The sequence below is a fragment of the Mesorhizobium sp. M0166 genome, assembly GCF_040322255.1.
GTDB lineage: Bacteria > Pseudomonadota > Alphaproteobacteria > Rhizobiales > Rhizobiaceae > Mesorhizobium.
In genome coordinates this window covers 392,599-416,553 of the sequence record NZ_JAMYTD010000001.1, presented here as the reverse complement: position 1 = coordinate 416,553, position 23,955 = coordinate 392,599, and the positions used below count along the sequence as shown (strand labels likewise).

General features: G+C 63.1%; 23 protein-coding genes and 2 pseudogenes. 11 read left to right on the top strand and 14 right to left on the bottom strand.

The genetic code is table 11. The features are described from left to right. Nucleotides 1-3 precede the first annotated feature (3 nt). The 8 genes from NKJ46_RS02040 to NKJ46_RS02005 all read right to left on the bottom strand — a co-directional run bounded on the left by NKJ46_RS02040 (nucleotide 4) and on the right by NKJ46_RS02005 (nucleotide 9,540). Entirely contained in the window at nucleotides 4-576 is a 573-nt protein-coding gene (locus tag NKJ46_RS02040) for a TRAP transporter small permease (RefSeq protein ID WP_352661178.1), read from the bottom strand. A 137-nt stretch (nucleotides 577-713) separates the two neighbouring features. Continuing rightward, entirely contained in the window at nucleotides 714-1,634 is a 921-nt protein-coding gene (locus NKJ46_RS02035) for a sialic acid TRAP transporter substrate-binding protein SiaP (RefSeq protein WP_352489764.1), read from the bottom strand. A gap of 105 nt (nucleotides 1,635-1,739) precedes the next feature. Further along, nucleotides 1,740-2,459: a FadR/GntR family transcriptional regulator gene (locus NKJ46_RS02030; protein ID WP_352661175.1), complete on the bottom strand. Its 720-nt coding sequence runs from the start codon at nucleotides 2,457-2,459 to the stop codon at nucleotides 1,740-1,742. 148 nt (nucleotides 2,460-2,607) lie between these two features. Beyond that, nucleotides 2,608-3,513, bottom strand: a complete 906-nt coding sequence (locus tag NKJ46_RS02025; RefSeq protein ID WP_352565700.1) for a DMT family transporter — start codon at nucleotides 3,511-3,513, stop codon at nucleotides 2,608-2,610. A gap of 88 nt (nucleotides 3,514-3,601) precedes the next feature. Continuing rightward, nucleotides 3,602-6,202: a TRAP transporter permease gene (locus NKJ46_RS02020; protein WP_352661172.1), complete on the bottom strand. Its 2,601-nt coding sequence runs from the start codon at nucleotides 6,200-6,202 to the stop codon at nucleotides 3,602-3,604. A 56-nt stretch (nucleotides 6,203-6,258) separates the two neighbouring features. Next, nucleotides 6,259-7,212, bottom strand: coding sequence for a TAXI family TRAP transporter solute-binding subunit (locus tag NKJ46_RS02015; protein ID WP_352661350.1), 954 nt, complete (start codon nucleotides 7,210-7,212; stop codon nucleotides 6,259-6,261). A 94-nt stretch (nucleotides 7,213-7,306) separates the two neighbouring features. Beyond that, complete coding sequence (locus tag NKJ46_RS02010) at nucleotides 7,307-8,638, bottom strand: aspartate aminotransferase family protein (RefSeq protein WP_352661169.1); 1,332 nt, start codon at nucleotides 8,636-8,638, stop codon at nucleotides 7,307-7,309. Then, on the bottom strand, nucleotides 8,635-9,540 hold the full coding sequence (locus NKJ46_RS02005) for a MurR/RpiR family transcriptional regulator (protein ID WP_352661166.1): 906 nt from the start codon (nucleotides 9,538-9,540) through the stop codon (nucleotides 8,635-8,637). Before NKJ46_RS02005 ends, NKJ46_RS02010 begins: the two co-directional genes overlap by 4 nt. Before the next feature lie 96 nt (nucleotides 9,541-9,636). On the opposite strand from NKJ46_RS02005, the gene NKJ46_RS02000 reads away from it, so the two are divergent. Next, entirely contained in the window at nucleotides 9,637-10,485 is an 849-nt protein-coding gene (locus NKJ46_RS02000) for a beta-keto acid cleavage family enzyme (RefSeq protein ID WP_352661164.1), read from the top strand. Nucleotides 10,486-10,643: 158 nt separating this feature from the next. Beyond that, nucleotides 10,644-11,036, top strand: a complete 393-nt coding sequence (locus NKJ46_RS01995) for a GFA family protein (RefSeq protein ID WP_352661161.1) — start codon at nucleotides 10,644-10,646, stop codon at nucleotides 11,034-11,036. A gap of 19 nt (nucleotides 11,037-11,055) precedes the next feature. Here the strand turns inward: NKJ46_RS01995 and NKJ46_RS01990 are convergent, their stop codons facing one another. After that, complete coding sequence (locus NKJ46_RS01990) at nucleotides 11,056-11,403, bottom strand: VOC family protein (RefSeq protein WP_352661347.1); 348 nt, start codon at nucleotides 11,401-11,403, stop codon at nucleotides 11,056-11,058. 107 nt (nucleotides 11,404-11,510) lie between these two features. Between NKJ46_RS01990 and NKJ46_RS34695 the strand changes: the two are divergent. The 3 genes and pseudogenes from NKJ46_RS34695 to NKJ46_RS01980 form a co-directional block, all read left to right on the top strand. Then, nucleotides 11,511-11,948, top strand: a pseudogene (locus NKJ46_RS34695) (hypothetical protein); the annotation flags it as partial. Next, nucleotides 11,852-12,463, top strand: coding sequence for a helix-turn-helix domain-containing protein (locus NKJ46_RS01985; RefSeq protein ID WP_352661158.1), 612 nt, complete (start codon nucleotides 11,852-11,854; stop codon nucleotides 12,461-12,463). The pseudogene NKJ46_RS34695 and the gene NKJ46_RS01985, both read left to right, overlap by 97 nt. A 108-nt stretch (nucleotides 12,464-12,571) precedes the next feature. Beyond that, nucleotides 12,572-13,003, top strand: a complete 432-nt coding sequence (locus tag NKJ46_RS01980; protein ID WP_352661156.1) for a VOC family protein — start codon at nucleotides 12,572-12,574, stop codon at nucleotides 13,001-13,003. Between the two features lie 141 nt (nucleotides 13,004-13,144). On the opposite strand, the gene NKJ46_RS01975 is transcribed toward NKJ46_RS01980, so the two are convergent. Both NKJ46_RS01975 and ehuA read right to left on the bottom strand, forming a co-directional pair. After that, nucleotides 13,145-13,876, bottom strand: coding sequence for a GntR family transcriptional regulator (locus NKJ46_RS01975; RefSeq protein WP_352661153.1), 732 nt, complete (start codon nucleotides 13,874-13,876; stop codon nucleotides 13,145-13,147). Beyond that, a pseudogene (ehuA, locus tag NKJ46_RS01970) lies at nucleotides 13,873-14,556 on the bottom strand (ectoine/hydroxyectoine ABC transporter ATP-binding protein EhuA); the annotation flags it as partial. The pseudogene ehuA and the gene NKJ46_RS01975, both read right to left, overlap by 4 nt. A gap of 117 nt (nucleotides 14,557-14,673) precedes the next feature. Here ehuA and NKJ46_RS01965 point away from each other — a divergent pair. The 6 genes from NKJ46_RS01965 to NKJ46_RS01940 all read left to right on the top strand — a co-directional run bounded on the left by NKJ46_RS01965 (nucleotide 14,674) and on the right by NKJ46_RS01940 (nucleotide 21,622). Further along, nucleotides 14,674-15,378: a M24 family metallopeptidase gene (locus NKJ46_RS01965; protein WP_352661150.1), complete on the top strand. Its 705-nt coding sequence runs from the start codon at nucleotides 14,674-14,676 to the stop codon at nucleotides 15,376-15,378. 75 nt (nucleotides 15,379-15,453) lie between these two features. Further along, nucleotides 15,454-16,602 (top strand): M24 family metallopeptidase, encoded by a 1,149-nt coding sequence (locus NKJ46_RS01960; protein ID WP_352661147.1) that lies wholly within the window; start codon nucleotides 15,454-15,456, stop codon nucleotides 16,600-16,602. Nucleotides 16,603-16,611: 9 nt separating this feature from the next. Further along, the gene (locus NKJ46_RS01955) at nucleotides 16,612-17,868 is read left to right on the top strand and encodes a sarcosine oxidase subunit beta family protein (protein WP_352661144.1); all 1,257 of its coding nucleotides are present in this window, start codon (nucleotides 16,612-16,614) and stop codon (nucleotides 17,866-17,868) included. 13 nt (nucleotides 17,869-17,881) lie between these two features. Then, nucleotides 17,882-18,178 carry a sarcosine oxidase subunit delta gene (locus NKJ46_RS01950; RefSeq protein ID WP_352661141.1) on the top strand — a complete coding sequence of 99 codons (297 nt, stop codon included), beginning with the start codon at nucleotides 17,882-17,884 and terminating at the stop codon, nucleotides 18,176-18,178. After that, nucleotides 18,175-21,129, top strand: coding sequence for a sarcosine oxidase subunit alpha family protein (locus NKJ46_RS01945; protein ID WP_352661137.1), 2,955 nt, complete (start codon nucleotides 18,175-18,177; stop codon nucleotides 21,127-21,129). Before NKJ46_RS01950 ends, NKJ46_RS01945 begins: the two co-directional genes overlap by 4 nt. Then, nucleotides 21,122-21,622 (top strand): sarcosine oxidase subunit gamma family protein, encoded by a 501-nt coding sequence (locus tag NKJ46_RS01940; protein WP_352661134.1) that lies wholly within the window; start codon nucleotides 21,122-21,124, stop codon nucleotides 21,620-21,622. The genes NKJ46_RS01945 and NKJ46_RS01940 overlap by 8 nt, the downstream gene beginning before the upstream one ends. Nucleotides 21,623-21,686: 64 nt before the next feature. Here NKJ46_RS01940 and NKJ46_RS01935 read toward each other — a convergent pair whose 3' ends face one another. The 3 genes from NKJ46_RS01935 to NKJ46_RS01925 all read right to left on the bottom strand — a co-directional run bounded on the left by NKJ46_RS01935 (nucleotide 21,687) and on the right by NKJ46_RS01925 (nucleotide 23,953). Then, nucleotides 21,687-22,151 (bottom strand): cupin domain-containing protein, encoded by a 465-nt coding sequence (locus tag NKJ46_RS01935; RefSeq protein ID WP_352661131.1) that lies wholly within the window; start codon nucleotides 22,149-22,151, stop codon nucleotides 21,687-21,689. Between the two features lie 121 nt (nucleotides 22,152-22,272). Further along, entirely contained in the window at nucleotides 22,273-23,148 is an 876-nt protein-coding gene (locus NKJ46_RS01930) for an aldose 1-epimerase (protein WP_352661128.1), read from the bottom strand. Between the two features lie 4 nt (nucleotides 23,149-23,152). Then, complete coding sequence (locus tag NKJ46_RS01925) at nucleotides 23,153-23,953, bottom strand: FadR/GntR family transcriptional regulator (RefSeq protein WP_352571188.1); 801 nt, start codon at nucleotides 23,951-23,953, stop codon at nucleotides 23,153-23,155. Nucleotides 23,954-23,955 lie beyond the last annotated feature (2 nt).

The following is a 23,955-nucleotide window of genomic DNA, read 5'->3' as shown; positions in this document are numbered from 1 at the left end:
CGCTCAGACCCCCGCCGTCTCGAACGCACCGGGACGCTCGAGCACCGAATAGCCGCGCCGATAATTGCCGATGAAGACCTGGATCGAGCGCAGAAGCATCAGCACGAAGCCCGCCAGAACGGCGTAGAAGAACCAGCGCCGCGGCAGGTTGACGGTGACCATGCGCTCATGCGCCACGATCGTGACGTAGCGCCACATCAGCCATGTTCCGTAGGCGAAGAATGCGATGCGGATAATATCGACGGCGAGCGCCAGCCAGCGGCCGACACGCTCCGGCAGATAGTGGTAAAGCACGTCGACGTGGATGTGGCGCGAGAGGCGCACGCACATGGCGGCGCCGAGAAAGACAACGACGACGAGCGCGTTGATGGCGATCTCCTCGGTCCAGGCAAAGCTGTTGTTCAGCGCATAGCGGGTGAAGAACTGCAGGAAGACACACACGACCATGCCCCAGAAAACAGCAAGCGTGACCCAGTCCTCGATACCGTGGTCCGACAGGTCGACGTGTACCGGCACCTCCTCGAAGGCGTGCACAATCTCTTCGACGGTGATCTCGGTGTGGTGTTCCTCGGCCATTGGCACGGGCTCCCGAAGCTGGTGGGTCGTCAAGGATTGGAAAGGCCGTCCGGCACGATTTGAAGCCGGACGGATGGGCAAGCGGCTAATCCGATCGCCGCCCTATCCTCTTGATTGAGCATCCGGTTTCCGATGCTCTACTTGATAGCGCGGATCGCTTCCCAATCGGCCTTGTTGTAGCCGAACTCCTCGAAGGTGACCTTCTCCAGCACATTCTTCTCGAAGTCGGCACGGTCGACATCGGTTACGGTGATGCCGCGGTCCTTGAATACCTGCACCAGTTCCTTTTCGCGGGCGACGATCTTCGCCGTGGCGCGGGCGGCAGCCTCCTGCATGACCTCGGTAAAGATCTTCTTGTCCTCGTCGGACAGCGAGGCCCAGCGCGACGCCGATATGATGGTGTTGAGATGATCGACGATATGGCCAGTGAGCACGATGTTCTTCTGCACCTCGTAGAATTTCTTCGCCTCGATGGTGGTCAGCGGGTTCTCCTGGGCCTCGACCGTGCCGTTCTGCAGAGCGAGATAGACTTCGGCGAAGGCAATCGGCGCCGTGTTGGCGCCGCAGGCACGCGGCATGGCCAGATAGGCCGGCACGTCGGGAACGCGCATCTTCAGGCCCTGCATGTCGGAGCACTTGGCGATCGGCCGGTTCGAGGTGGTCTGCCGCGTCCCGTAATAGGTGGTGGCGGCGATATGATTGCCGGTCTTGTCCTCATAGCCCTTGGTCAGGGCCTTGTAGACGTCGCTTTTGGTGTATTTCAGCAGATGGTCGGCATCGCGGAAAGTGTATGGGAAATAGGTGACGCCGATCGGAGGATATTCGCGCGCCGCGAAGCTCGATCCGGAAATGATGATGTCGACGGTGCCGAGCATCAGGCCCTGGTTGATGTCTGCTTCCTTGCCAAGCTGCGAGGCCGGATAGACGTCGATGGCATAGCGGCCCTGGGTACGCTTCTTGATCTCGTCGGCAGCCCACACGGACTCGGTGTGGAAGGGCTCCGTCGTCTCGTAGACATGTGCCCATTTCAGGACCGTTTCCGCCGAGGCCGACGTCATGGGTATGGCAATTGCGACGATCGCACCGAGCAGAACTGCGTATTTTCTCAGCATCTAATTCCTCCCTGGTTGAACTTGACGGCCGGATCTCCCCCCGGCCAACTGCTATTCCGCAACCTCCTTGGCTGCGGCTCTCTCATCGAAATTGCGTGAGAATCTGATTTGCGACTGGCGCAGGTGCTGCTGCATGGCGGCCTTGGCCCGCTCGGGGTCGCGCGCGGCAATTGCGTCGCGCACGGCACGATGTTCCTTTGCCGCGACCTGCCAGGAATCGCTGGTCTCGAAATAGATCGACAGGCGTTCGAAGTACGGGTTCATGCGCTGGTCGAAAAGCTCGCCGATGAAGCGCACCAGCACCGCGTTCTCGAGAATGCCGGCGACAGCGGTATGGAATTCCCGGTCGAGCGCAATGGTCATCTTGTTGGGGTGAAGCATGGCCTCCATCCGGCGCAGCACGTCGTCGAGCCGTTCGATATCTGCAGGCCGCACGTGAAGGGCCGCTTCGGCGGCGATCGCGCCTTCGACGAATTCGCGCGCGCGCAACAGCTCGAACGGGCCTTCCTCGACTTCGGGTTCGGAGGCGGCGGCGCTCGGCGGATCGGTGACGTAGATACCCGAGCCGACGCGGATGCGTATGCGGCCTTCGACCTCCAAAGCTATCAGCGCTTCACGGACCGTCGGGCGGGAAATTCCGAGTTGGTCGGCCAGATCCCGCTCGGTCGGCAGACGGTCGCCGACGGAAAACTCGCCAGCATCGATCAGCTGCCTGAGCTGATCGGCGACCTGTCGGTAAAGCCGGCGTGGTTCAACTGCCTGGATCGGCATGCGCGTTTAGTTCCTCCCGGGGCCACTCCTGGTACATTGGTCTGACCCATTGACCGCAGCTTAAACGGAGGATGCAGAGAGTCAAGCTCGACAGGCACCGCGGCCCGCGCAACCGGAACGCGGCGGCATTGCGCAAGCATTCCATGCGTCAGCGCCGTCCTCCGCGAATGACCAGGACGTTTCCGGCGGCGACGAGGACGAGCCCGATGATCGCGTACGCGGTCCAGTGATAGCCTTCCAGCGCCGTGGAGATCAAAAGCGCAAAGACGGGAAATATGACGGTCGCATAGCCGGCGCGGGCGCCGCCAATGCGTCCGAGCAGCGTCAGATAGGCGGCGAAAGCCATGACGGTCGATATGACGGCGAGGAAGACCAGCGAGCCAATATAAGAGGCGGTCGTCGCGAACACGAACGGCTCACCGAGCAGGAAGGCCAGGAACGCCGACCACAGAGTGCCATAAAGCATGCCCCAGGCGCTGGTTGAAACGAGCGGCAGGCCGCGGCGCTGGTTTGCGACGGAGACAAGATTGCCGGCGCAGAAGCTCAGCGTACCGCAGAGGCACAGCAGAAGGCCCACCAACGTGCCACCGGAAAGCCCGTTCGCGGCGATTTCGGGAAAGAACATCAGCGCTATTCCGGCGAAGCCGATGATGCCGCCGGCGAGAATGCGCGGCGCCGGGCGCTCGCCGATGACCAAGGCACCGAGCAGCATGTTGATGACCGAGGCGAGCGAGAAGACGACCGAGAGCAAGCCGCTGACGAGATAGCCGGCGCCATAATAGAAAAACAGGAAGTTCGACGAGAAGATGAGGATACCGAGCACAGCAAAGCGCAAATGATCGGTGATTGGAAAGCGGAGCCGCCGACCGGAAAAACCCGCCCAGGCAAACATCAGCAGCGTGGCGATGGCGAAGCGCCAGACCAGATTGACCTCGTTCGACACCCCGCTGCCGACCTGAAGTTCGATGGCGAACCAAGATGCGCTCCAGGCGATGACCGTCAGCGCGTAAAGCCCGTAGTCGACGGGTTCGAAGGGGCGGTCGCGCGTCGTCATGCGCATTTCCACGTTAGCCGGTTCCGCGGCGCCGTTTGGTTCTCTTGTTACTGACATGCTGGCCAAGACTCTTCCGCTCACAAGACGCTTACAGCCCAGCTATCCGCCTTCGCCGCTTCTGAACCCAGAAGACGAGACCGAGCAACAACAGGGCCGGGATGGTAAACCAGTAGCGCGACGGCCGTTCCGCAGGGACTAGCACCTGGTTGATTTCGTCGCCGGGCTGCAGGCCGAATTTGGCCGCCTGGCTGCCCAGTCGCACGACACCGACCGTCACGCTCTCGCCAAGCGCGCTGACATCCAGGCCCGCAGCCTTCAGGCGTTCGGCCGGTGAATTTTCAGGCCCGAGCTGTAGCCGAACCAGCTTCGATATCTCATCGCCGTTGAGGTTCAATGTCGTCAGGCGCAAGCGAACCGCGCCTCCCTCGGCTGTCTCGTCGACGATACGGCTGAGTTCGGAGGCGGGTACTGCCCGATACGGTTCGCTCACCTGATCGAGCAACAATCCCGGCCTGAACAAGATGAAACAGGCCAGAAGCAACGCAATCGTCTCGTACCACCGGTTGCGCACGAGCATCCAATTCTGCGTCGCCGCTACAAACGAGATCATGGCCAGCGTCGATGTCACCACCATCGCGACGAAATCGAACGGACCTTCGAGATCGATCATCAGCAGTCCGGTGTTGAAGATGAAGATGAACGGCAGCAGGCCGGTACGGATCTCGTACGTGAAGCCCTGAATGCCGGTCTTCACCGGATCGGCGCCGGAAATTGCCGCAGCAGCATAAGCCGCCAGCCCCACTGGCGGCGTCACGTCCGCCATCAGCCCGAAATAGAAAACGAACATGTGGACGGCGACCAGCGGCACGGCAAGATCGTTCTGCGCCGCCAAATCGACGATGACCGGCGCCATCAAGGTGGCGACGACGACATAGCTTGCAGTGGTCGGCATGCCCATGCCGAGAATGATGCAGATCACCGCGGTAAACAAAAGCATGACGATGAAGCTGCCGCCCGAGATGAATTCGACCAGCTCGGTCATCACCAGCCCGATGCCTGTGAGCAGAACCGTGCCGACGATGATGCCGGCCGTCGCAGTGGCAATGCCGACCGTCGTCATGTTGCGTGCGGCGGCGGACAGGCCACCGACCAGATCGTCGAAACCGTGAAGCCAATGCCGTGCCAGCGCGCGGTCCTTGCGGAAAAAGGCGGTGAGCGGCCGCTGCGTCACGATCAGCGCCATCAGGGCGACAGCGCCCCAGAATGCCGACAGGCCGGGCGACAACTCCTCCACCATCAGGCACCAGATCAGCAGGATCACAGGCAGCAGAAAATGCAGGCCGGTGCGCGCCGTTTCGCCGAAGTGCGGAATCCTGACTATCTCGCCCTCCAGATCCTCCAGCGGCAGGTCGGGATAGCGCGCCCGGTAGGCGACAAGGCCGATGTAGACGACGATCAGCGCGGCAGTGATCATCCAGGTCGCGGCGGCGCCGAAAACGATCTTCGTCCAGCCAATGCCGTAATAGACAAGCCCTGCGAGGACGATGAAGCCGCATATGCCCATCAGCCCGCGCAGCGCACCCTGAAATGCGGAGTGCGTGCTGCGTGACGGCAGGCCCTTCATCCCCGTTTTCATCGCCTCGATATCGACGATGTAGAACAACGAGCCGTAGGTCAGCAGCGCTGGGTAGAAGGCGTGCTTCACCACCTCGGCATAGGAGATGCCGACATATTCCGCGATCAGGAACGCGGCCGCGCCCATCACCGGAGGCATCAGCTGACCATTGACGCCGGCCGCGCATTCGATGGCGCCCGCCTTCACCGCAGAATATCCGACCCGTCGCATCAACGGGATGGTGAAGGTTCCGGTGGTCACGACATTGGCGATCGACGAGCCGGAAATCATGCCGGTCAGGCCGGAAGCCACGACACCGGCCTTGGCCGGACCGCCGCGGTATTTGCCGAGCAGCGAGAAGGCAAGCTGGATGAAAAAGCCGCCGGCGCCGGCGCGTTCCAGCAATGTTCCGAACAGAACGAACATGAAGACGACGTTGGTGGACACACCGAGGGCAACACCGAAGACCCCCTCTGACGTCAGCCACATCTGCGAGGCTGCGCGCGATAACGTCGCGCCCTTGTGGCCAAGCAGGCCAGGAAGGTGAGGCCCGGCGAAGATATAGATCAGCATGATCGCCGCGATGACGGTGATGGCAGGCCCGACGGCGCGACGCGCGGCCTCGAGCAAGATGAGGACGCCGGCGATCGAGACGACAAGGTCAGCCGTAGTAGGAAGACCCGGCCGATGGGCGATATCGCTGTAAAAGACCAACAGATAGAGGGCGGACGCCGCCCCGGCGATGCCTAGCACCCAGTCGGGCAGCGGCACGCGGCTGCGCGACGAGGTCTTGAAGGCCGGAAACGTCAGCATCGCGAGAAACAGGGCGAAGGCCAGATGGACGGAGCGGGCGATGCCGTCGCTGACGACGCCGAAATTGAGCATGAACGGAAGGGGCGAGGCATACCAGAGCTGGAACAGCGACCATGCCAGCGATACGCCGAGGATCAGTTTCGCGGTGCGGCCGGTCGGCTTGCGCCCACCGGTGTCGGCCTCGGCGACGATCTCGCTGAGCTTGTCGATGTCGATAACGGGTTGGTCAGGCGCTGCCGCCCGCTGGCTTTGATCTGTCATCGTTCCCCACAATTATTTGCGATGCGAGGCGCCGTGGGCGCCTCGCATTGAAGGCCTCAGAGCCAGCCCTTCTCCTTGTAATAGCGCTCCGCGCCCGGATGCATTGGCGCCGATAGACCGGTCTTGATCATCTCCTTGGGATCGAGATTGGCGAAAGCCGGATGCAGTTTCTTGAAGTCGTCGAAATTTTCGAAGACCGACTTCACCAGTTCGTAGACCACCTCATCGGGCGTTCTGGCATTCGTCACCACTGTCGCGCGGACGCCGAATGTCGTCACGTCGTCCGGATTATTGGCGTACATGCCGCCCTTGATGGTGGCGACCGAATAGTACGGATGAGCTGCCAACAGCGCATCCACTGCCGGACCGGTCAGCGGGATGAGTTTGGCGCCACAGGCCGTGGTCGGATCCTGGATCGCGGCGGAAGGATGACCGACGCCGTAGAAGAACCCGTCGATCTTGTTGTCGCACAGCGCGCTGCCCTGCTCGTCCGCCTTCAGCTCCGCGGCAAGCGAGAAATCGCCGAGCGTCCAGCCCATCTGCTTGAGCAACTCCTCCATGGACGAGCGGGTGCCTGACCCGGGATTGCCGACGTTGAAGCGTTTACCTTTGAAGTCCTCGAATTTGGTAACGCCGGCGTCCGGCCGCGACAGCACGGTAAACGGCTCGGGATGGACGGAGAACACGGCCCGCAGATCCTTGAACGGCTTGCCGTCGAAATTTCCGGCCCCCTCGTAGGCCTGGTACTGGACGTCCGACTGGGTCAAGCCGAAATCGAGGTCCCCGGTCTGGATGGAGTTGACGTTGAAGACCGAACCGCCGGTCGACTCCGTCGAGCATCGGATGCCGGTTTTCTGCCGGTCCTTGTTCATCAGTCGGCAAATGGCACCGCCGACGGCGTAGTAGACGCCGGTGACCCCGCCGGTGCCGACCGTGACGAAGCGCTGCTCGGCTCCGACGGATGGCAGCGCCAGCAGCATGCAGGCCGCCGCGCCGATCAGGGTTTTCATCGAACTGTACATGGTTGCTACCTCTCTGGTGGGTGTCCCGGCCCGTCGCCGATGACGCGTTGGAACTGGTTTGAGGCGGTCCGCGTCGTGCGGGTCAGGCCGCTGAAGCGATCGCAGCGTCGATCGCCTCGCCGAGCCGTTCGACGATCCGATCGATATCCTGTTTGGAAATGATGAAAGGCGGCGCCACAAGCACATGAACGCCCCGCACACCGTCAATCGTCCCGGCCATCGGATATATCATCAGGCCGCGGGCCATTGCTTCGCGCTTGATGCGGGCGTTGAGTTCAAGCCTCTGGTCGAACGGTTCCTTGCTGGCGCGATCAACCACCAGCTCGATTCCCCTAAATAGCCCCCGCCCGCGAATGTCGCCGACGTGATGGTGGTTATCGAAGCGTTGGTGCAGGCGTTCGTCCAGCTGCGCGCCCATTGCGCTGACGTTGTCGAGCAGACGGTCACGCCGGATGACCTCCTGCACGGCAAGGCCGGCCGCCGCTGCCATTGGATGCCCCATATAGGTATGTCCATGCTGGAAGAAGCCCGAGCCTTGGGCAAAGGTGTCGAAGATATGCCGGCCGAGCAGCACCGCGCCAATCGGCTGGTAGCCACCGCCGAGTCCCTTGGCGATGGTCAGCAGGTCGGGAGCGATGCCGTCCTGCTCGCACGCATGCAGCGTGCCGGTACGGCCCATGCCGCACATCACCTCGTCGAGGATGAGCAGCACGCCGTAGCGGTCGCAGATCGCGCGAATGTGCTTGAAATAATCGGCGACCGACGGCACGGCGCCGAGCGTGGCACCCACCACCGGCTCGGCGACAAAGGCGATGACCTCGTCCGGGCCGAGTTCGAGGATCTTGTCTTCGAGCTGCTGGGCGGAGCGCGCCGCATAGGCTTCGTCGCTTTCGCCATGCTTTTGATAGCGATAGGCGTAACAGGGGTCGATATGGTGGGTCTCGATCAGCAACGGCCTGAACTGGGCGCGCCGCCATTCGTTGCCGCCGGTGGCGAGAGCGCCGAGCGTATTGCCATGATAGCTCTGCCGACGTGCGATGAGATGGCGCCGTTGCGGCTCACCTTTCTCGACAAAATATTGCCTGGCCATCTTGAGCGCGGCCTCGACCGCCTCCGAGCCGCCGCTGACCAGATAGACATGGTCCAACCCCTTCGGCGCGTCCTCGACCAGCCGATCCGCCAAGCGCTCTGCCACCTCGGTGGTGAAGAAGCTGGTGTGGGCGTAGGCGATGCGGTCAAGCTGGGCGTGCAGTGCAGCGATCACGTCGGGGTGGCCGTGGCCGAGACAGGACACGGCGGCGCCGCCCGACGCGTCGATATAGGACTTGCCCTCGGCATCGAACAGTTCGATGCCTTGGCCGCGAGCGGCGACCGGCAGCGTCGAGTGGATGGTTCGATGAAGAATGTGTGTCATCGACGGTCCCTTATAGGCATTTTCTTCGGCGGACGCTGGTTCAGATGGGTCTTGAGGGCGGCGCCCTGCTCATCGAAACGTCGCAGCGACTCAACAGCGCCCTCGCCTGCCTGCCCTGCGACAAGAGCACCGAGGACCTCAGCAACGATGAAAGCTGGCGTCATGGTGTGGAAAAAGGACGGGCTGCCGGTCGGCACGACGACCAGGTGATCGGCAAGCAGCGCCAAGGGCGCTACCCCGCTGTCGGTGATCGCAATGACCGGTACGCCGCGGCTGGCAGCGTACTCGACGAGCTCGATGGTGAAGCGCGTGTAGGGCAGGACGCTGGCGGCGATCAGCACGTCGTCCTTTGTCGCATGGGCCAGAGCGTCACCGTCGGTTCCGCCGATTCCGTGCAGCAGCACTGACTTCTCGCCGATCAGCGACAGGATGTAATGCAGATGCCAGGCGACTGCGTGGCTTGAGCGCAGGCCGAGGCAATAGACGCGTCTTGCCGCACTCAGCGCCCTGGCCGTCTCGACCAGACGGTCGATCGACCTGCCTTCGGCGAGATGGGCAAGCTGGCTGGAAATCGAATCCAGAATATCGGCCGCCAGCGCGTGGTCGCCCTTGAGCTTTTGGCTGGCCACCTGAAGGCCCGCCTTGCCGGCGAAACCGATTTCGCCGTCCCGGATCGCGGCGGCGTAGATATCGCGTACCGCCTCGTAGCCATCAAGGCCGAGATGCTGGGCCAGCCGCGTCATCGTCGCCGGCTGCACTCCTGCGTGCCGGGCCTGCTCGCGCATCGACAACAGCGCGACATCATACGGCTTATCAAGGACATAGCGCGCGGCGGACCGAAGCTGCGCCGACATGCCGTCGAAGGCAGTGACGATCTGTCCAGCAAGCTCTTCCTGGTCCATGGATATTGCTAGCTCGCCAGACCAGCGATTGCAACGTCTGTTTCAGTGTGGTCAAAGATTGATTCATATGAATCTTGTCACTCACAGAACGTCCCGATGAAGCCGGCCCATGGTCTCGACCGCATCGCCATAGCCGTCGCGCCGAACGGGGGACGTCGCAGCAGGGCAGACCATCCGGCGATTCCGCTGACACCAGCCGAACTTGCGAGGACGGCCGCGGAATGCGCCGATGCCGGTGCAGCTATGATCCACGTCCATGTCCGCGACAGAAGTGGCAATCATCTGCTCGACGCCGACGCCTACCGCCAGGCGATCGCCGCCATCCGCGGTGCTGCCGGCGACCGCTTGGTAATCCAGATCACCTCCGAGGCGCTCGGTATCTATTCGCCGGCTCAACAGATGGCCGTCGTACAAGATGTGAAGCCGCAAGCTGTCTCCCTGGCGCTTCGCGAAATCGTTCCTGATGCCGGATCGGAACTCGCCTTCGCGCGCTTCATGGCCTGGCTGCACACCGAGGGGGTTGCGCCGCAGATCATCCTCTATTCGCCCGAGGAGGCCGTCAGGCTTGCGGACATGCAGCAGCGCGGACTGATCACCTGGGCAAGCATACCGGTTCTCTACGTGCTAGGCCGCTACACGCCGGGACAGACGTCCGTTCCTGCCGATCTCCTGCCATTCCTCGCGGCGAACATGCCGCGCTTCGACCATTGGAGCGTGTGCGCCTTCGGCCGCTACGAAGCGGCGTGCGTGACCGCCGCCGCATTGCTTGGCGGCCATGTCCGGGTCGGCTTCGAAAACAATCTTTTCCTTCCGGACGGCAGCATAGCCTCGTCCAACGCCGAACCGGTAGCGACGGTCGCACGCATACTCGCCGACTGCGGCGTCAAGATCGCCTCGGCCGCCGAGTTGGCCGCTCAATGGAACGCGCCGTTTCGTTCCATATGACAAACCAAAGCCTATTTTCGGAGGCAAGCTCGCGTAAGGCAGATAGAGGCGGCTGCAATGTCATTCGCCGACGCGTCCCCGCCCGCGGCGCGGCGATTGCAACAACAGTGCCGGTCGTTGTAACCATTCCGGCCGCTTGATTTTGGAGGAGACGCAGCATGGACCGATTCACCGGCGGTTGCCTGTGCGGCAACGTCCGAATTGTCGCGTCGGGGCGCCCATACCGGGTCGGCCTTTGTCACTGTCTCGACTGCCGCAAGCATCATGGCGCCCTTTTTCACGCTTCCGCGATATTTCCTGAGGATGCGGTGACGATCGACGGCGAAACACGCGACTACGCCGGGCGGTTTTTCTGTCCCCGCTGCGGCTCCTCCATTTTCGCACGCACGGCAGACGAAATCGAAGTAAACCTGGGGTCCCTGGATGCGCCTGACCAGCTTATGCCAACCTACGAAAGCTGGATCATCCGCCGCGAGTCCTGGCTGCCGCCGTTTCCGCTCACGAGACGGTACGAGCGCGATCGTGACGCCACGGGTCGCTTTGAGGAATAGGCCGCACGAACGGTGCGGCTCATTCCTTGCTGCCGTCCTCGGTGTAAACCGCAAGCTCGTAACCATCCGGGTCAGCGAAATGGAAGCGCCGGCCGCCGGGGAAGCCGTAGATCGGTCTGACGATCTCGACACGCTTGACCGTTCCCGGCAAATCCTCGGCATAGAGAATGACGAGCGGGCCTCCTCCGGACCTCGCTGGGCCAGCAGCAAAGCCACCTGACAAGCGCCCGTCGTTGAACTCGCAATATTGTGGGCCGTAGTCGGTGAAGGTCCAGCCGAACGCCTTTCCGTAGAAGTCGCGTGACCGCTGAATGTCTTTCACGTTGAATTCGACGTAGTCGATCCGTTGGTCGTTGTTGTTGCTCATGACGCGTACCTCTCGTGTGATGTACGACGCGGAAAGATAAGCACGCATCTCGCTTGCCGGATTGAACAAAACGGCCATCGACGTATGAGCCGCACACGGCGCCGCCGATGGCGATGCACGTGACATCATCCCTCACCTGCCCTCGTCGGTCCGGCCGGAAGAAAACGACCGATTCTTGCAACCGTTCTCGATTGGAAGACGTTGTCGGTGGTGCAGATTATTGCCTCGACCGACGGCCGGGCGAGCCGCTGCGCCGTAGGTTCACCGCCGCTAATCCGAAGGGGAGCGAGATGAGCGATCCCGTCCCAGCGCAGGCAACGGGTTCATTTCAGCAACGTCCAGCGTCGGCGCGGCTTCACGGGAGCTTTGCTTCTGTGTGGGTGCATCGAATGGACCCGGCGGGCTCACCGCCGATCGTCATCATGCCCGACGCAACGATCGATTTGCAATGGATCGGAGGCAGCTTGCGAATTGCCGGCCCCGACAAGGAGCCGCAGACCGAGGTTCTGGCGGCGGACGAGGTCGTGATCGGCTTGCGCTTCCATCCTGCCGCGGCGGCGGCATGGCTCGGCGTGCCCCAAATCGAGCTGGTCGGCAAGAGGCTGTCGCTCGACGATTTGTGGGGCGCGCGAGCTCGCCGCCTCGCCAGTTGCGTGCGCGCCAGCGACAATCTCGAGGATCTGGCCTGCTCGCTCCAACAGGTCCTCGCCGAGGAGGTGGGCTCCCGCGCGCCGGACGTTCCCATGCAGGCGGCATATCGCTTGATCGAGCGCGGGCCGCCACCCGACGCGCCGCTCGTCCCTTGGTTGATGCGCGCGCTCGAGATGAGCGAAGGACATTGCGCCGGCGCTTCGACGAGAGCTTCGGCTATGGCCCCAAGACGCTTGACCGTATCCTCCGCTACCAGCGCTTTCTGCGGCTTTCGAGCCACTCCAACAGCTCCACCGCCATGCTGGCTGCCGAGGCGGGCTATTCCGATCAGGCGCATCTTGTCCGAGAGAGCCGCCGTCTGACGGGAGGCACCCCGCGACAGATTCATCACCTGCTGCACAACGAGTGAAACCTCGGTGCGTTCTTCGACTTGGCGGCACGCTTTTGGCCGTTTTGTTCAAGTCCTCACTGTCGCCCGACTTTATCCTGGTATTTCCGACAACCAGAGGAGACTGCCATGAAACCGCGCATTTCGGTTTTGACCATCGCTGTCGCCGACCTCGAGAGTTCTCTCGTGTTCTACCGCGACGGTCTCGGCTTGCCGACGGAAGGGATCATCGGCCGCGAGTTCGAGCATGGCGTCGTCGCGTTCTTCACGCTGTCCGGCGGGTTGAAGCTCGCGATCTGGGCTCAGGACGACCTCGCCTACGACACCGGCCTGCCCAAGGCGCCGATTACCTCGACCTCGTTCACAATCGGCCACAACGTTGTGCGCCGCGAAGAAGTCGATCAAGTGATGGATGAGGCCGCCCGCGCCGGAGCCGAGGTCATCAAGCCTGCCCGGGACACGTTCTTTGGCGGATATGCCGGATACTTCCGCGACCCGAACGGACATCTGTGGGAGGTCGTCTGGAACCCCGCCAACATACCGAGTGAGGATCCTCTTTAAGGGCGGCGCGGGCCTGCAGCATCGAACCGCGTCAGTCATCCCGGTGCTGGCAAATTGTGTCGGCACCGGGCGGGCGGCCATGCTTTCCTCAGAAACGAAGCCAGTTCGACGGCGGACCACCAGCACAATCTTAAGCGCTGACTATGTTGCTCTATCCAGATTCGCCTCGCCTGCATGACGCATCATGCGGCGAAAGCTCATTGAAATATGCGCCCGCCTTATGTGTCCTATGGACTCCCAGTCGCCGATCTCGGCGGCGGCAAGGACCTCTTCCATTTCGCGGCGGAACGCGGTGAACTCCTCGACAAGGCCCAGTTGCGGCATCATCTTTAGGACGACGCGCGCGACCTGAAAATACAGGCGCTCGCTGATCTCGCGCAGCGGCTGGTTGCCGGTCATTGCCGTGAGCTCGTAGAAAAAATCCATGTTGAGGCGCAGGAAAGCGCGCTGGTCGGGATTGAGTATATCGGCATCGCAGCGCGCGATGAGCGCCCGTATCCGGTCGAGGTCGTCCGCCGTGCGTGGGATCGGCGAAAGCTTGCCGACGAGGAGCGCCAGCTCAAGACGCAAATGATAGACCTGCTGCAATTCCTCGATGTCGACGTCGGTGACGATCGTGCCGACGCCGTGGACGGATTGAACCAGACCCTCGGATTCGAGGCGCGCCAGGACACGCCGGACCGGCGTGCGGCTGATCTCGAATTCCTGGGCAAGTTCTTCCTCGGACAGATGGCTTCCCGGCGCATAGTCGAGCAGGCAGATGCGGTCGCGCAATATCCGGTAAATGCGCTCGAACCGCTCCCGTGCCGAGAGCGGGCGCGGCGGCGCGGCGGTCACCGTCGTTGGCAGCCTGTCATCCGTCTCAAGCGTCATCCAGCCTCCAGGACAGCGTGCAGGAACTGCCGCGTCCGCTCGTTCTTGGGCGCGCCGAACAACTCGCTTGGCGGCCCCTGCTCGCAGATCTTGCCGGCATGGAAAAAGCAGACGCGATCGGAGAATTCCCTGGCAAATCCCATCTGGTGGGTGACCATCAGCATGGTGAGGTCATGTTCCCTACCGAGTTTTCGGATGACTTCAAGCACTTCGCCGACGAGTTCGGGGTCGAGTGCCGAGGTCACTTCGTCGAACAGCATGATCTTGGGCCGCATGGCGCAGGCGCGGGCGATGGCGACACGCTGCTGCTGGCCGCCGGAAAGCTGCGAGGGATAGTGGTCCTTCTTCTCCGACAAACCGACCATGTCGAGCAGCTCGGCAGCACGCGCCTCGGCATCGGGCCGCTTCATGCCGAGCACGGTTATCGGGGCCTCGATGCAGTTCTGGATCGCCGTCATGTGCGGGAACAGGTTGAACGACTGGAACACCATGCCGATCTTGGCGCGGATCTTGCGGATGTGGGCGAGATCGGCGGGAACAAGCTTGCCGTTCCTCTGCATGTGGGTGAGCGGCTCGCCTTCGACCCAGATGACGCCGTCATTGATCGTCTCCAGCGTCATCAGCATGCGCAGCACCGTGGTCTTGCCGGAGCCGGACGGCCCGATGATGGAGACCTTCTCGCGCTTTCACGACCATGCGGCGCGATATCGATGATTTGAGCATGCTTTTCTCCCATTGGACAACTGTGGATGGTTCCCAGGGCGCGGCCTTTGTCTCGGGCAGGCCGGTGGTCAGGCGTGCGCTCCGAAGCCGAGCTGGTGCTGATCCGCGAGGCGGGTGCGATCTGCACGCATGCCATGAACCGTGCCATAGAGAAAATGCGGCCCGGTGTGCCTCAGAACCACGTCATTGCGGAAATCTATCACGCGCAGATCATCGGCGTGCCCGGAGCGGGCGGCGACTATGCCGCGATCTGTCCGCTGATGCCCGTTGGCGAGGGCACCGGCACGCCGCATCTGACGTGGTCCGACGCGCCGCTGCCGGACAGCGGCCTCGCCATTCTGGAGATCGCCGGCGTGCGCCGCCGCTATCATGCGGCGCTGACCCGGACGGTACATTTCGGAAACCCGCCGCAAGCCATCCTCGACATGGCCAAGGCGATCGTTGAGGGCGTCGACGCTGGCCTCGAGAAGGCGCGCCCCGGCTACACCGCCGAAGAGGTGGAAGCCGCCTGGCAGGCGGTGTTGAGGAAGAACGGGCTGAAGAAGGAAAGCCGCGTTGGCTATCCGGTCGGGCTCGCATACCCGCCCGATTGGGGTGAACGCACCGCAAGCCTTCGTCCCGGCGACACTTCCGAGATGCAGCCTGGGATGTGCTTCCATTTCATGGCCGGCGTCTGGCTCGACGATTTCGGCATCGCCATCTCGGAATCGTTCGTCGTCACGGAACGCGGCGGCGAACGCCTCTGCGATGTGGCGCGCGAACTCATCGTCATCGACTGACATGGCAGCCGGGAAACCGGCTGCCGAAAAGAACCATGCCCGCCACCAAGCCGGCAACAAGCACGAGGACGCCCGATGGACCGCAATCCGTTTTCCGAAGCCGAAATCGCCGGCCGCTTGGCAAAGGTCCGTACTGCACTGGTTGAGAGCGAGCTCGACGCAGCGGTTTTTGCCTCGCCGGAGAACGTCTTCTATCTCACCGGCCTCGACCACTGGGGGTATTTTGCCCCTCACCTGCTGATCGTCCCGCTCCGGGGAAAACCTGTCCTGGTCACCCGCTCGATGGAGAAGGTGACAATCGAGAAGCAAGTGAAGGCAGCGGAATTCCGTGGCCACTCCGACAGCGAAACGGCGGCCGACCTTGCCGCGCGGGTGCTTGCAGAGCTCGGCTTGTCCGGCAAGCGGATCGGCCTCGAATACTGGACGGCTGGCCTCAGCCATGGGCTTGCCGTTGCGCTCCAGACTCAGGCGGACGCCAAATGGAGCGATGTCTCCGGTCTTGTCGATAAGATGCGGCGGGTGAAGAGCGCCGAGGAACAGGCGCTGATGCGGCGTGCCGCCAAGGTGACGGACGCCGCTGCCGGCGCCGCGATCGCAGCGATCTCGGACGGCGCCTCCGAACAGGAGGTCGCGGCCCAATGTGTTGCGGCAATGATCCGCGCCGGCGGTCATGCGCCGGGCTTCGGACCGTTCATCCGCCCGGCCGCGCGCCTGGGTGAAGAGCACACGACCTGGGGCGACGGGATTTACCGCAACGGCGAGCCGGTCTTTGTCGAACTGTCCGGGTGCATCTCGCGCTACCACGCGCCGCTCGGCCGGCTTGTTCGCATCGGCCACATCAGCGACGAAGATGCCAAAATGGCGGAGGTGACCGCCAAGGCGTCCAACGCGGTCATCGAGGCGCTGCGGCCGGGCGCCAAGGCGCGCGATGTCTACGCCGCCTGGCAGGCCGTCGCCGACGAGGCCGGCCTTTCCCACTATCGCCGCCATCACTGCGGTTACCTCGTCGGCGCCGGCCAGCCGCCGTCATGGACCGGCGGCAATTCGGTGACCGGCTTGAGGCACGATTCCGACCTCGAGATCGAGACCGGGATGAGCTTCCACATCCTGTCGTGGCTGATGGGAACGGGTCGCGGCGACGACTTCGTCTCCAACACGGTGCTGTTGACCGATGCGGGTGCCGAAGTGCTCACCCGCACGCCGGCCGGCCCGATCGTTCGATAGGCCGCACGCATGGCGCGCTACTCGGCATTTTCGGTTTTCCGCAACGCGCTGTCCGGCCAGAAGAATTGGCAGCGCGCCTGGCGTGCGGCGGAGCCAAAACCGTCCTATGACGTGATCGTCATCGGCGGCGGTGGACACGGCCTCGCCACCGCCTTCTACCTCGCCGAGAACCACGGTATCCGCAACGTCGCGGTGCTCGAAAAGGGTTATGTCGGCGGCGGCAATGTCGGCCGCAACACCACCGTCATCCGCTCCAACTACCTGCTCGACGGCAACACCCAGTTCTACGAATTCTCGATGAAGCTCTGGGAGGGCATGTCGCGGGCGCTGAATTTCAACGTCATGTTTTCTCAGCGCGGCCAGCTCGTCACAGCGCATTCGGCCGATCAGCTCGACGGCTTCAGCCACCGCGCCAACATCATGCGGCTGAATGGCATCGATGCCGATATCCTCGACCGCGAAGAGGTGCGCCGGCTGGTGCCTTACCTCGATTTTTCCGACACCGCCCGCTTCCCGATCCACGGCGCCATCTTCCAGGGCCGCGCCGGCACGGCGCGCCATGACGCCGTCGCCTGGGGCTATGCGCGTGCCGCCGATAACCATGGCGTGGACATCATCCAGAACTGCGGGGTGACAGGCTTTGTCCGTGACGGCGACAGGATCGTCGGCGTCGAAACGACGAAAGGCCGGATCGGCGCCGGCAAGGTCGGCCTCGCTGTTGCCGGTCATACATCCGTGCTCGGCGCCAAGGCCGGCCTGGAACTGCCGATCGAAAGCCACGTCCTGCAAGCCTTTGTCACCGAGCCGCTGAAGCCGCTGGTAGATCACGTCGTCGCTTACGGGGCCGACCATTTCTACGTCAGCCAGTCCGACAAGGGCGGGTTGGTCTTCGGCGGTAATCTCGACGGCTACAATTCATACGCCCAGCGCGGCAATCTCGGCGTCGTGCGCGAGGTGGCGGAGGCGGCCATTGCGCTGATGCCGTGCATTTCGCGCGTCCGCCTGCTGCGCCACTGGGGCGGCGTCATGGACATGACTCCCGATGCCAGCCCGATCATCTGCCCGACGCCGATCGACGGCCTCTATCTCAATGGCGGCTGGTGCTATGGCGGCTTCAAGGCAACGCCGGCTTCCGGCTGGTGCTTCGCCCACACGATCGCCAACGGCAAGCCGCATCCCTTGGTCGCTGCCTACGGGCTCGATCGTTTCCGCACCGGCCACACGCTCGATGAAGCCGGTGTCGGCCCTTCGGCCTGGCTGCAATAGGAGGCGGGACAAAATGCTGCGCATCGAATGCCCCTGCTGCGGCCCGCGTGACCACGACGAGTTCCGCTATGGCGGCGATGCCTCGGTCACGCGTCCGGCCCATGACGATCCCGATCCCGAGGCCTGGTACCGCTACGTCTATATCAGGACAAACCCGGCCGGCCCGCACCGTGAATACTGGCAGCACGTGACCGGTTGCCGGCAATGGCTGGTGGTCGAACGCGACACACGCAACCACGTCATCGCATCCGTCGACTTCGCCAGAAAATTGCGGGCCAGGAAATCAACTCTCAGGAAATCACCGGCATGAGTTCGAACCGCAAACGGCTGTCGGTGGGTGGCCGCATCGTCCGCGAGCAGCCGGTCGAGTTTACCTTCGACGGCCGCAAGCTGGCTGGATATCGCGGCGACACGCTTGCCTCCGCGCTGCTCGCCAACGGCGTCACGCTGGTCGGTCGCAGCTTCAAATATCATCGCCCGCGCGGCATTTTTTCCGCCGGGCCCGAAGAGCCGAATGCGCTGGTTACGCTCGGGAGCGCCGGCAGGCGCGAGCCGAACCTGCCGGCAACGACACCGGAACTCGCCGACGGCATGGTCGTGGAGAGTCAGAACCGCTGGCCATCGCTTGCCTTCGACGTGCAAAGCGTCAACGGGCTGTTGGCACCGTTTCTGTCCGCCGGCTTCTACTACAAGACCTTCATGGGCCCGACGCGCCGCGCCTGGATGTTCTACGAACATTTCATCCGCAAGGCGGCCGGCCTGGGTAGGGCCGGCACCAGCCCGGATCCCGACCACTACGAGGTTCGTCATGCCTTCGCCGATGTCGCCGTCGTCGGCGGCGGTCCGGCGGGATTGTCGGCGGCGCGAGCGGCCGCCGCGGCCGGCGCGCGGGTCGCGCTGATCGAGCAGGATTTCCTGCTTGGCGGCCAGCTTCTGGCGGAACCGTCCGACAGCGCAGCGGCCGCATGGCTGAAGCAAGCCGAGGCCGAGTTGGAGCGCTTCGAAACCGTGGCGCTGATGAAGCGGACGACCGCTTTTGGCAGCTATGACGGCAATGTGCTTGGATTGGTCGAACAGCGCGATCCAACCGATCCGCAGCCGAATGGCGAGACACGGCAAACGGTCACTATGCTGCACGCCCGCTCGATCGTTTTCGCCACCGGCGCCATCGAGCGGCCGATGGTGTTCTCGAACAATGACCGGCCCGGCGTCATGCTTGCCTCGGCCGCCCGGACCTATCTCAACCGTTTCGCCGTCCTGCCGGGCAAGAAAATCATTGTCGCCACCACCAATGACGGTGCCTGGCGCACCGCCTTCGACTATGCCGCAGCCGGCGCGGAGGTGACGGTTGCCGACCTGCGCGCCGTCCCGCCCGCAGCGCTTGCCGCAGAAGCCGCACGGCTCGGCGTGGTGGTGCGGGCCGCAACGCGTATCGTCGACCTGTGCGGCGGCCATGCCGCCAGGCAAGTAATGCTCAACGGGCCGGAGGGCCAGTCCTGGACCGCCTGCGACCTGGTCTGCGTGTCCGGCGGCTGGTCGCCAACCGTGCATCTCACCTCGCACCTTGGTGTCAAACCTGTCTATCGCGACGACATCGGCGGCTTCGTGCCGGGCGCGTTTCCGGCCGACCGGTTCGGCGCCGGCGCGATGCTGGGGGCCTATACGACCGCCGCGGCCGTCGAGGACGGTCATCGCGCCGGCATCGAGGCGGCATCGTTCTGCGGCAAGTCGGCGCCGGCGCCCACTCCATCGAAACTAGATCTCGGCGAGACCGCCGCGGCCCCGCATCACGAGGTCCTGCCCGCTGGACGCGGAAAAGCCTTTGTCGATTTCCAGATGGATGTGACGACAAAAGACATCGAGCTCGCCCATCGCGAGGGCTATGAATCGGTCGAGCACCTGAAACGCTACACCACGCTCGGCATGGGCACCGACCAGGGCAAGACCAGCAATTTTCCCGCGATTGCTGCCATGGCGGCGCTGCGCAACGCAACAATCCCCGAGACCGGCACCACGACCTTCCGCCCGCCCTATACGCCGGTTGCCATCGGGGCGCTTGCCGGGCGCGCCGTCGGCCATCATTTCAAGCCGATCCGCCGCACGCCGATGCACGACTGGCACATGGCGAATGGCGCCGAGATGCTCGAGGTAGGGGTCTGGATGCGGCCCTATTTCTACCGGCAGTCGGGGCGCGACGTGAACGAGGCCCATGTCGCCGAAATGCGTACCGTACGTCAGGCGGCGGGCCTAATGGACATTTCCACCCTTGGCAAGATCGATGTCCAGGGCGCGGATGCGGCGATATTCCTGGATCGCGTCTACGCCAACGGCTTTGCCAAACTGGCGGTCGGCCGCGCCCGCTACGGCGTCATGCTGCGCGACGACGGTATCGTCTTCGACGACGGCACCACGACGCGGCTGGCGGAAAACCGGTTTTTCATGACGACCTCGACCGCCAAGGCCGCCGATGTGCTGTCGCGTCTCGAATTCCTGCTCGACACGGCCTGGCCTGATTTGCGTGTGGCAGTGACCTCGGTAAGTGACGAATGGGCGGCTATGTCGGTTGCCGGGCCAGCCAGCCGCGCAATCCTCAGCGCTGCTTTTCCTGATCTCGACGTCTCCGATGAGGCGCTTCCGCATATGGGGCTACTCGAAAGCGAGTGGGAGGGCCGTGGGCTCCGCATCCTGCGTCTGAGTTATTCCGGCGAGCGTGCTTACGAAGTCTATGTCGGCGCCAGTGCCGGTGAACAGCTCTGGAGCCGCTTGCTCGAAGCCGGCAGACCCTTCGACCTGAAGCCATACGGCGTTGAGGCGCTTGGCGCGCTACGCGTCGAAAAGGGCCATGTCGCCGGACCGGAGATCGATGGGCGCACGACGCTCGACGATCTCGGCCTCGGCCGCATGGTCGGCAAGCGCAGCGGTTTCGTCGGCGACGTCCTGCGAGGGCGCCCTGCCCTCCAGGCGCCCAACCGGCAGCGCCTCGTCGGACTGGAATGCATCGAGGACGGAAAACGGCTGCGCGGCGGCGCCATCCTGTTCCTGCCGGATGAGAAACCCTATGGCCATGGGCGCGGTCGCGTCACCTCCGTCACATTCAGCCCCGAACGCGGCCATTATGTCGGTCTGGCACTCCTTGCCGGGGATGTTGCGTCAGAAGGAAGCGAAGTTGTGGCGGTACATCCGATGAAGGCCGAAACGGTTCGCGCCCGCATTGTCTCGCCGGTATTCATCGACCCGCAGGGAGAACGGCTGCATGGCTAGCTTGACCTCTCGGGATTTCAGCCTGTCCGTGGCCGATTGCCCGCTTGTCCAGATCGAGGGCTGGGACGGGACACTGAGACAATTCGAAAAGAGCGTCTCGGCCTCGCTCGGCAAGAAACTTCCCGCTTCGGTCGGAGAGACGGTTCACCACAAGGGGCTTCTAATTATCCGCGTTGCACCTCGCCGCCTTTGGCTGGCTCTAGACGAAGGCACAGAAGTGCCAGCCCTTGTCGTCGACCCCGATCTCGGCTGTTCCGTTCCCCTTGGGGAAGGTCGTGCTCGTTTGAAAATGGCCGGCCCTGACATCGCAAGGCTTCTGTCCGGCCGCATTGCCGTCGACTGGCACGCGCCGACAGCCGCTCCGGGCCGCGCCGTACTGACATCCTTCCATCACGTGCCCGTGCTCTTCCTGCGCACCGGCGAGACCGCGTGCGAACTCATCGTGCCGCGAAGTTTTGCCCGCAGTCTCTCGGATTGGATTGCCGGCGGCTAGCCAATACCGGTTCCTCGGGTAGGGCCGGCTTTAGCGGCGATCCAAGCCGCCATCACGAAGCCTCCTACTCTCTTGCCGGCCAGTCTTGCAGAAGCGTAATCCCATGCTTCGGCGCGGCTGCTTTGAGCCGCTCGATATCGGCAGGCGTCGGCGGCCCGACCACCTCTCCCTTGCCGAGTTCATGGCCACCTTCGGCGAGAAACTGCTCGAACACACTTGGCGTGTCTATCAGGATATAGCGAACGAGCTGATTGCCGGGATTCATAAGCTGGTGCGGGATGCCCCGCCTCAAAAACATGCTCTCGCCGGGCGAGAGCGTTCGGACCACACGGTCCACAATTGCGGTCAACTGCCCTTCGATGACGTAGACCGTCTCGTTGTCATTCGCATGAACATGGATTGGCGTTTTCGTGTGCCCGTCGCTTCTGTTTTCGAAAAGACTTAACAAGCCTCCCGTCTGTTGGCCGGAGACCAGTCGCTTCATGACGATGCCTGCGAGCACGAATTCTTTTGGTTCAACATCCGCCATTGATCCAATCCTGCCAGGCACATCTGGAGGGCCGTCAAGCAGACGAACTGCGCCGCGACATCCGTCGAACGGGCTCATGCGTTCCCGGCCGCTGGAGTTTCCACTTCCAAGCTCCGTCCGCCTAACTGACGGCGAAGCTGCACCGGGCTGCCAGGCTCTCGCCAGGCCCAAGCACCGACAGTCCATTCCATTTGTCGATCGAACCGCGATTGTGAGCATCGACAGCATGACTGACCGGTTCAAAACAGAAGAAGTCGCTCTCGTCCGATGGCGAATAGACCAGGTAGAAATTCAAGGGCGATGAAGCTTCGACACGCAGGCTGCAACTGTGCTTCGGCCACCATATGGTAGCGACGCCGCTCCAACCGGCAAACAGATTGTTTATCCATCCACTCGGCAATACGGCCGGCACGTCGAAATCCCAATCGGGACGGGTTTTGATATCCACAAACCGTTCAGGGAGGTGGTTGGGCAGTTCGAGACAAACCTGCGAGGCCGGCGCATGAAGCGCGGTTCGTGCCGTTCTCGGGAACCATGGATGGATGCCAAGCCCGAACGGCAATCTGATCGACGCCCGATTGACGATGCGAAGCTTCAGCTCGAGCCCCTGTCCGGTCAGCGTGTAGCGCACCTCGGCGCGATATCGGTATGGGCCGGGTCCGTTGCTGATGAGCGACAGCTTTGCGTTGTCCTGCGCTACGCTGTCGATGTCCCACTCGCTCGAAAACCCATTGCCGTGAATGGGAAATGGCTCGCCTGCAACATTGGCTGGCAGTCCGTGGAATTTGGAATCGAATGTGAACCCGCCGCCCGAGATGCGATTTGACCACGGCAAAAGCAGGTTGCAGGCAAGGTCGAACGGGTTGCTGCTCCCGCCATCCGGCCATGGCCGGAAGAGCGGCACGCGCCCATAGTCCAGTCTGGCAAGACCTGCCCCAAGCGACGGGACGATTTCAGCGGACAGGTCTCCGCTTCTGATCTTGATCGTCGGGGCCATCAGTTCAGGCGGTGTCGGCCTTGGCAGCGGCGATCGGCTGTTGATGGCGGCCTTTGCGAGCCACTGCAAGAAGGTCGTTCGACGCGATGCCGATGAGCGCCTTCATCTGATCGTGAGCGTCGTCGGCCCTGCGCATCCTAATTGCCTCCAGCACGTCGCCATGCGCGCTCAGCGTCTGCTGGTAATTAGCGGTGGCCGATGTGGTCAGGCGGAAGGAGAAGCTGAGGGCGGCCGCAAGCATATTGCCGAGATTGGCGAATACCGGGTTGCGGCTGGCACGAAGGATGGCGGTATGAAACCTGACGTCGGCATCGAGACACGCAGCGAGATCGTCCTGCGGAGCAATGCGCATGGCTTCATACGCCGCTTCGATGACTGCGAGATCGCCTGACGTCGCCATCTTGGCCGCAAGTTGGGCGGCAGCGGGTTCAATGACCAGCCGCGCCTCGATCAATCCACGGACGAAATCGAGGTCAGGCTCGATATCGCGCATCCATTCCAGAACCTGTGCATCCAGCCTGTTCCATTCGCTCGACACGCGCACACGCGTCCCGGCCCGCTTGCGTGCCTCGATTAATCCTTTCGCCGAAAGCGTCAGAAGAGCATCGCGAAGCGCGGTGCGGCTCGCCCCGTAGATAACGCAAAGTTCGGCTTCCGTCGGCAGGACGGAGTGCTGGGCGTAGGAGCCGGCGAGGATGCGCTGTCCGAGATCGCGTGCGATGCGATCCTTGAGCGATGACGTGGTGCCATCTGCGGCAGGAATGTCCTGCTTGCCTTGGCCAGTCGAAGCGATCGCCGCGTCCATCG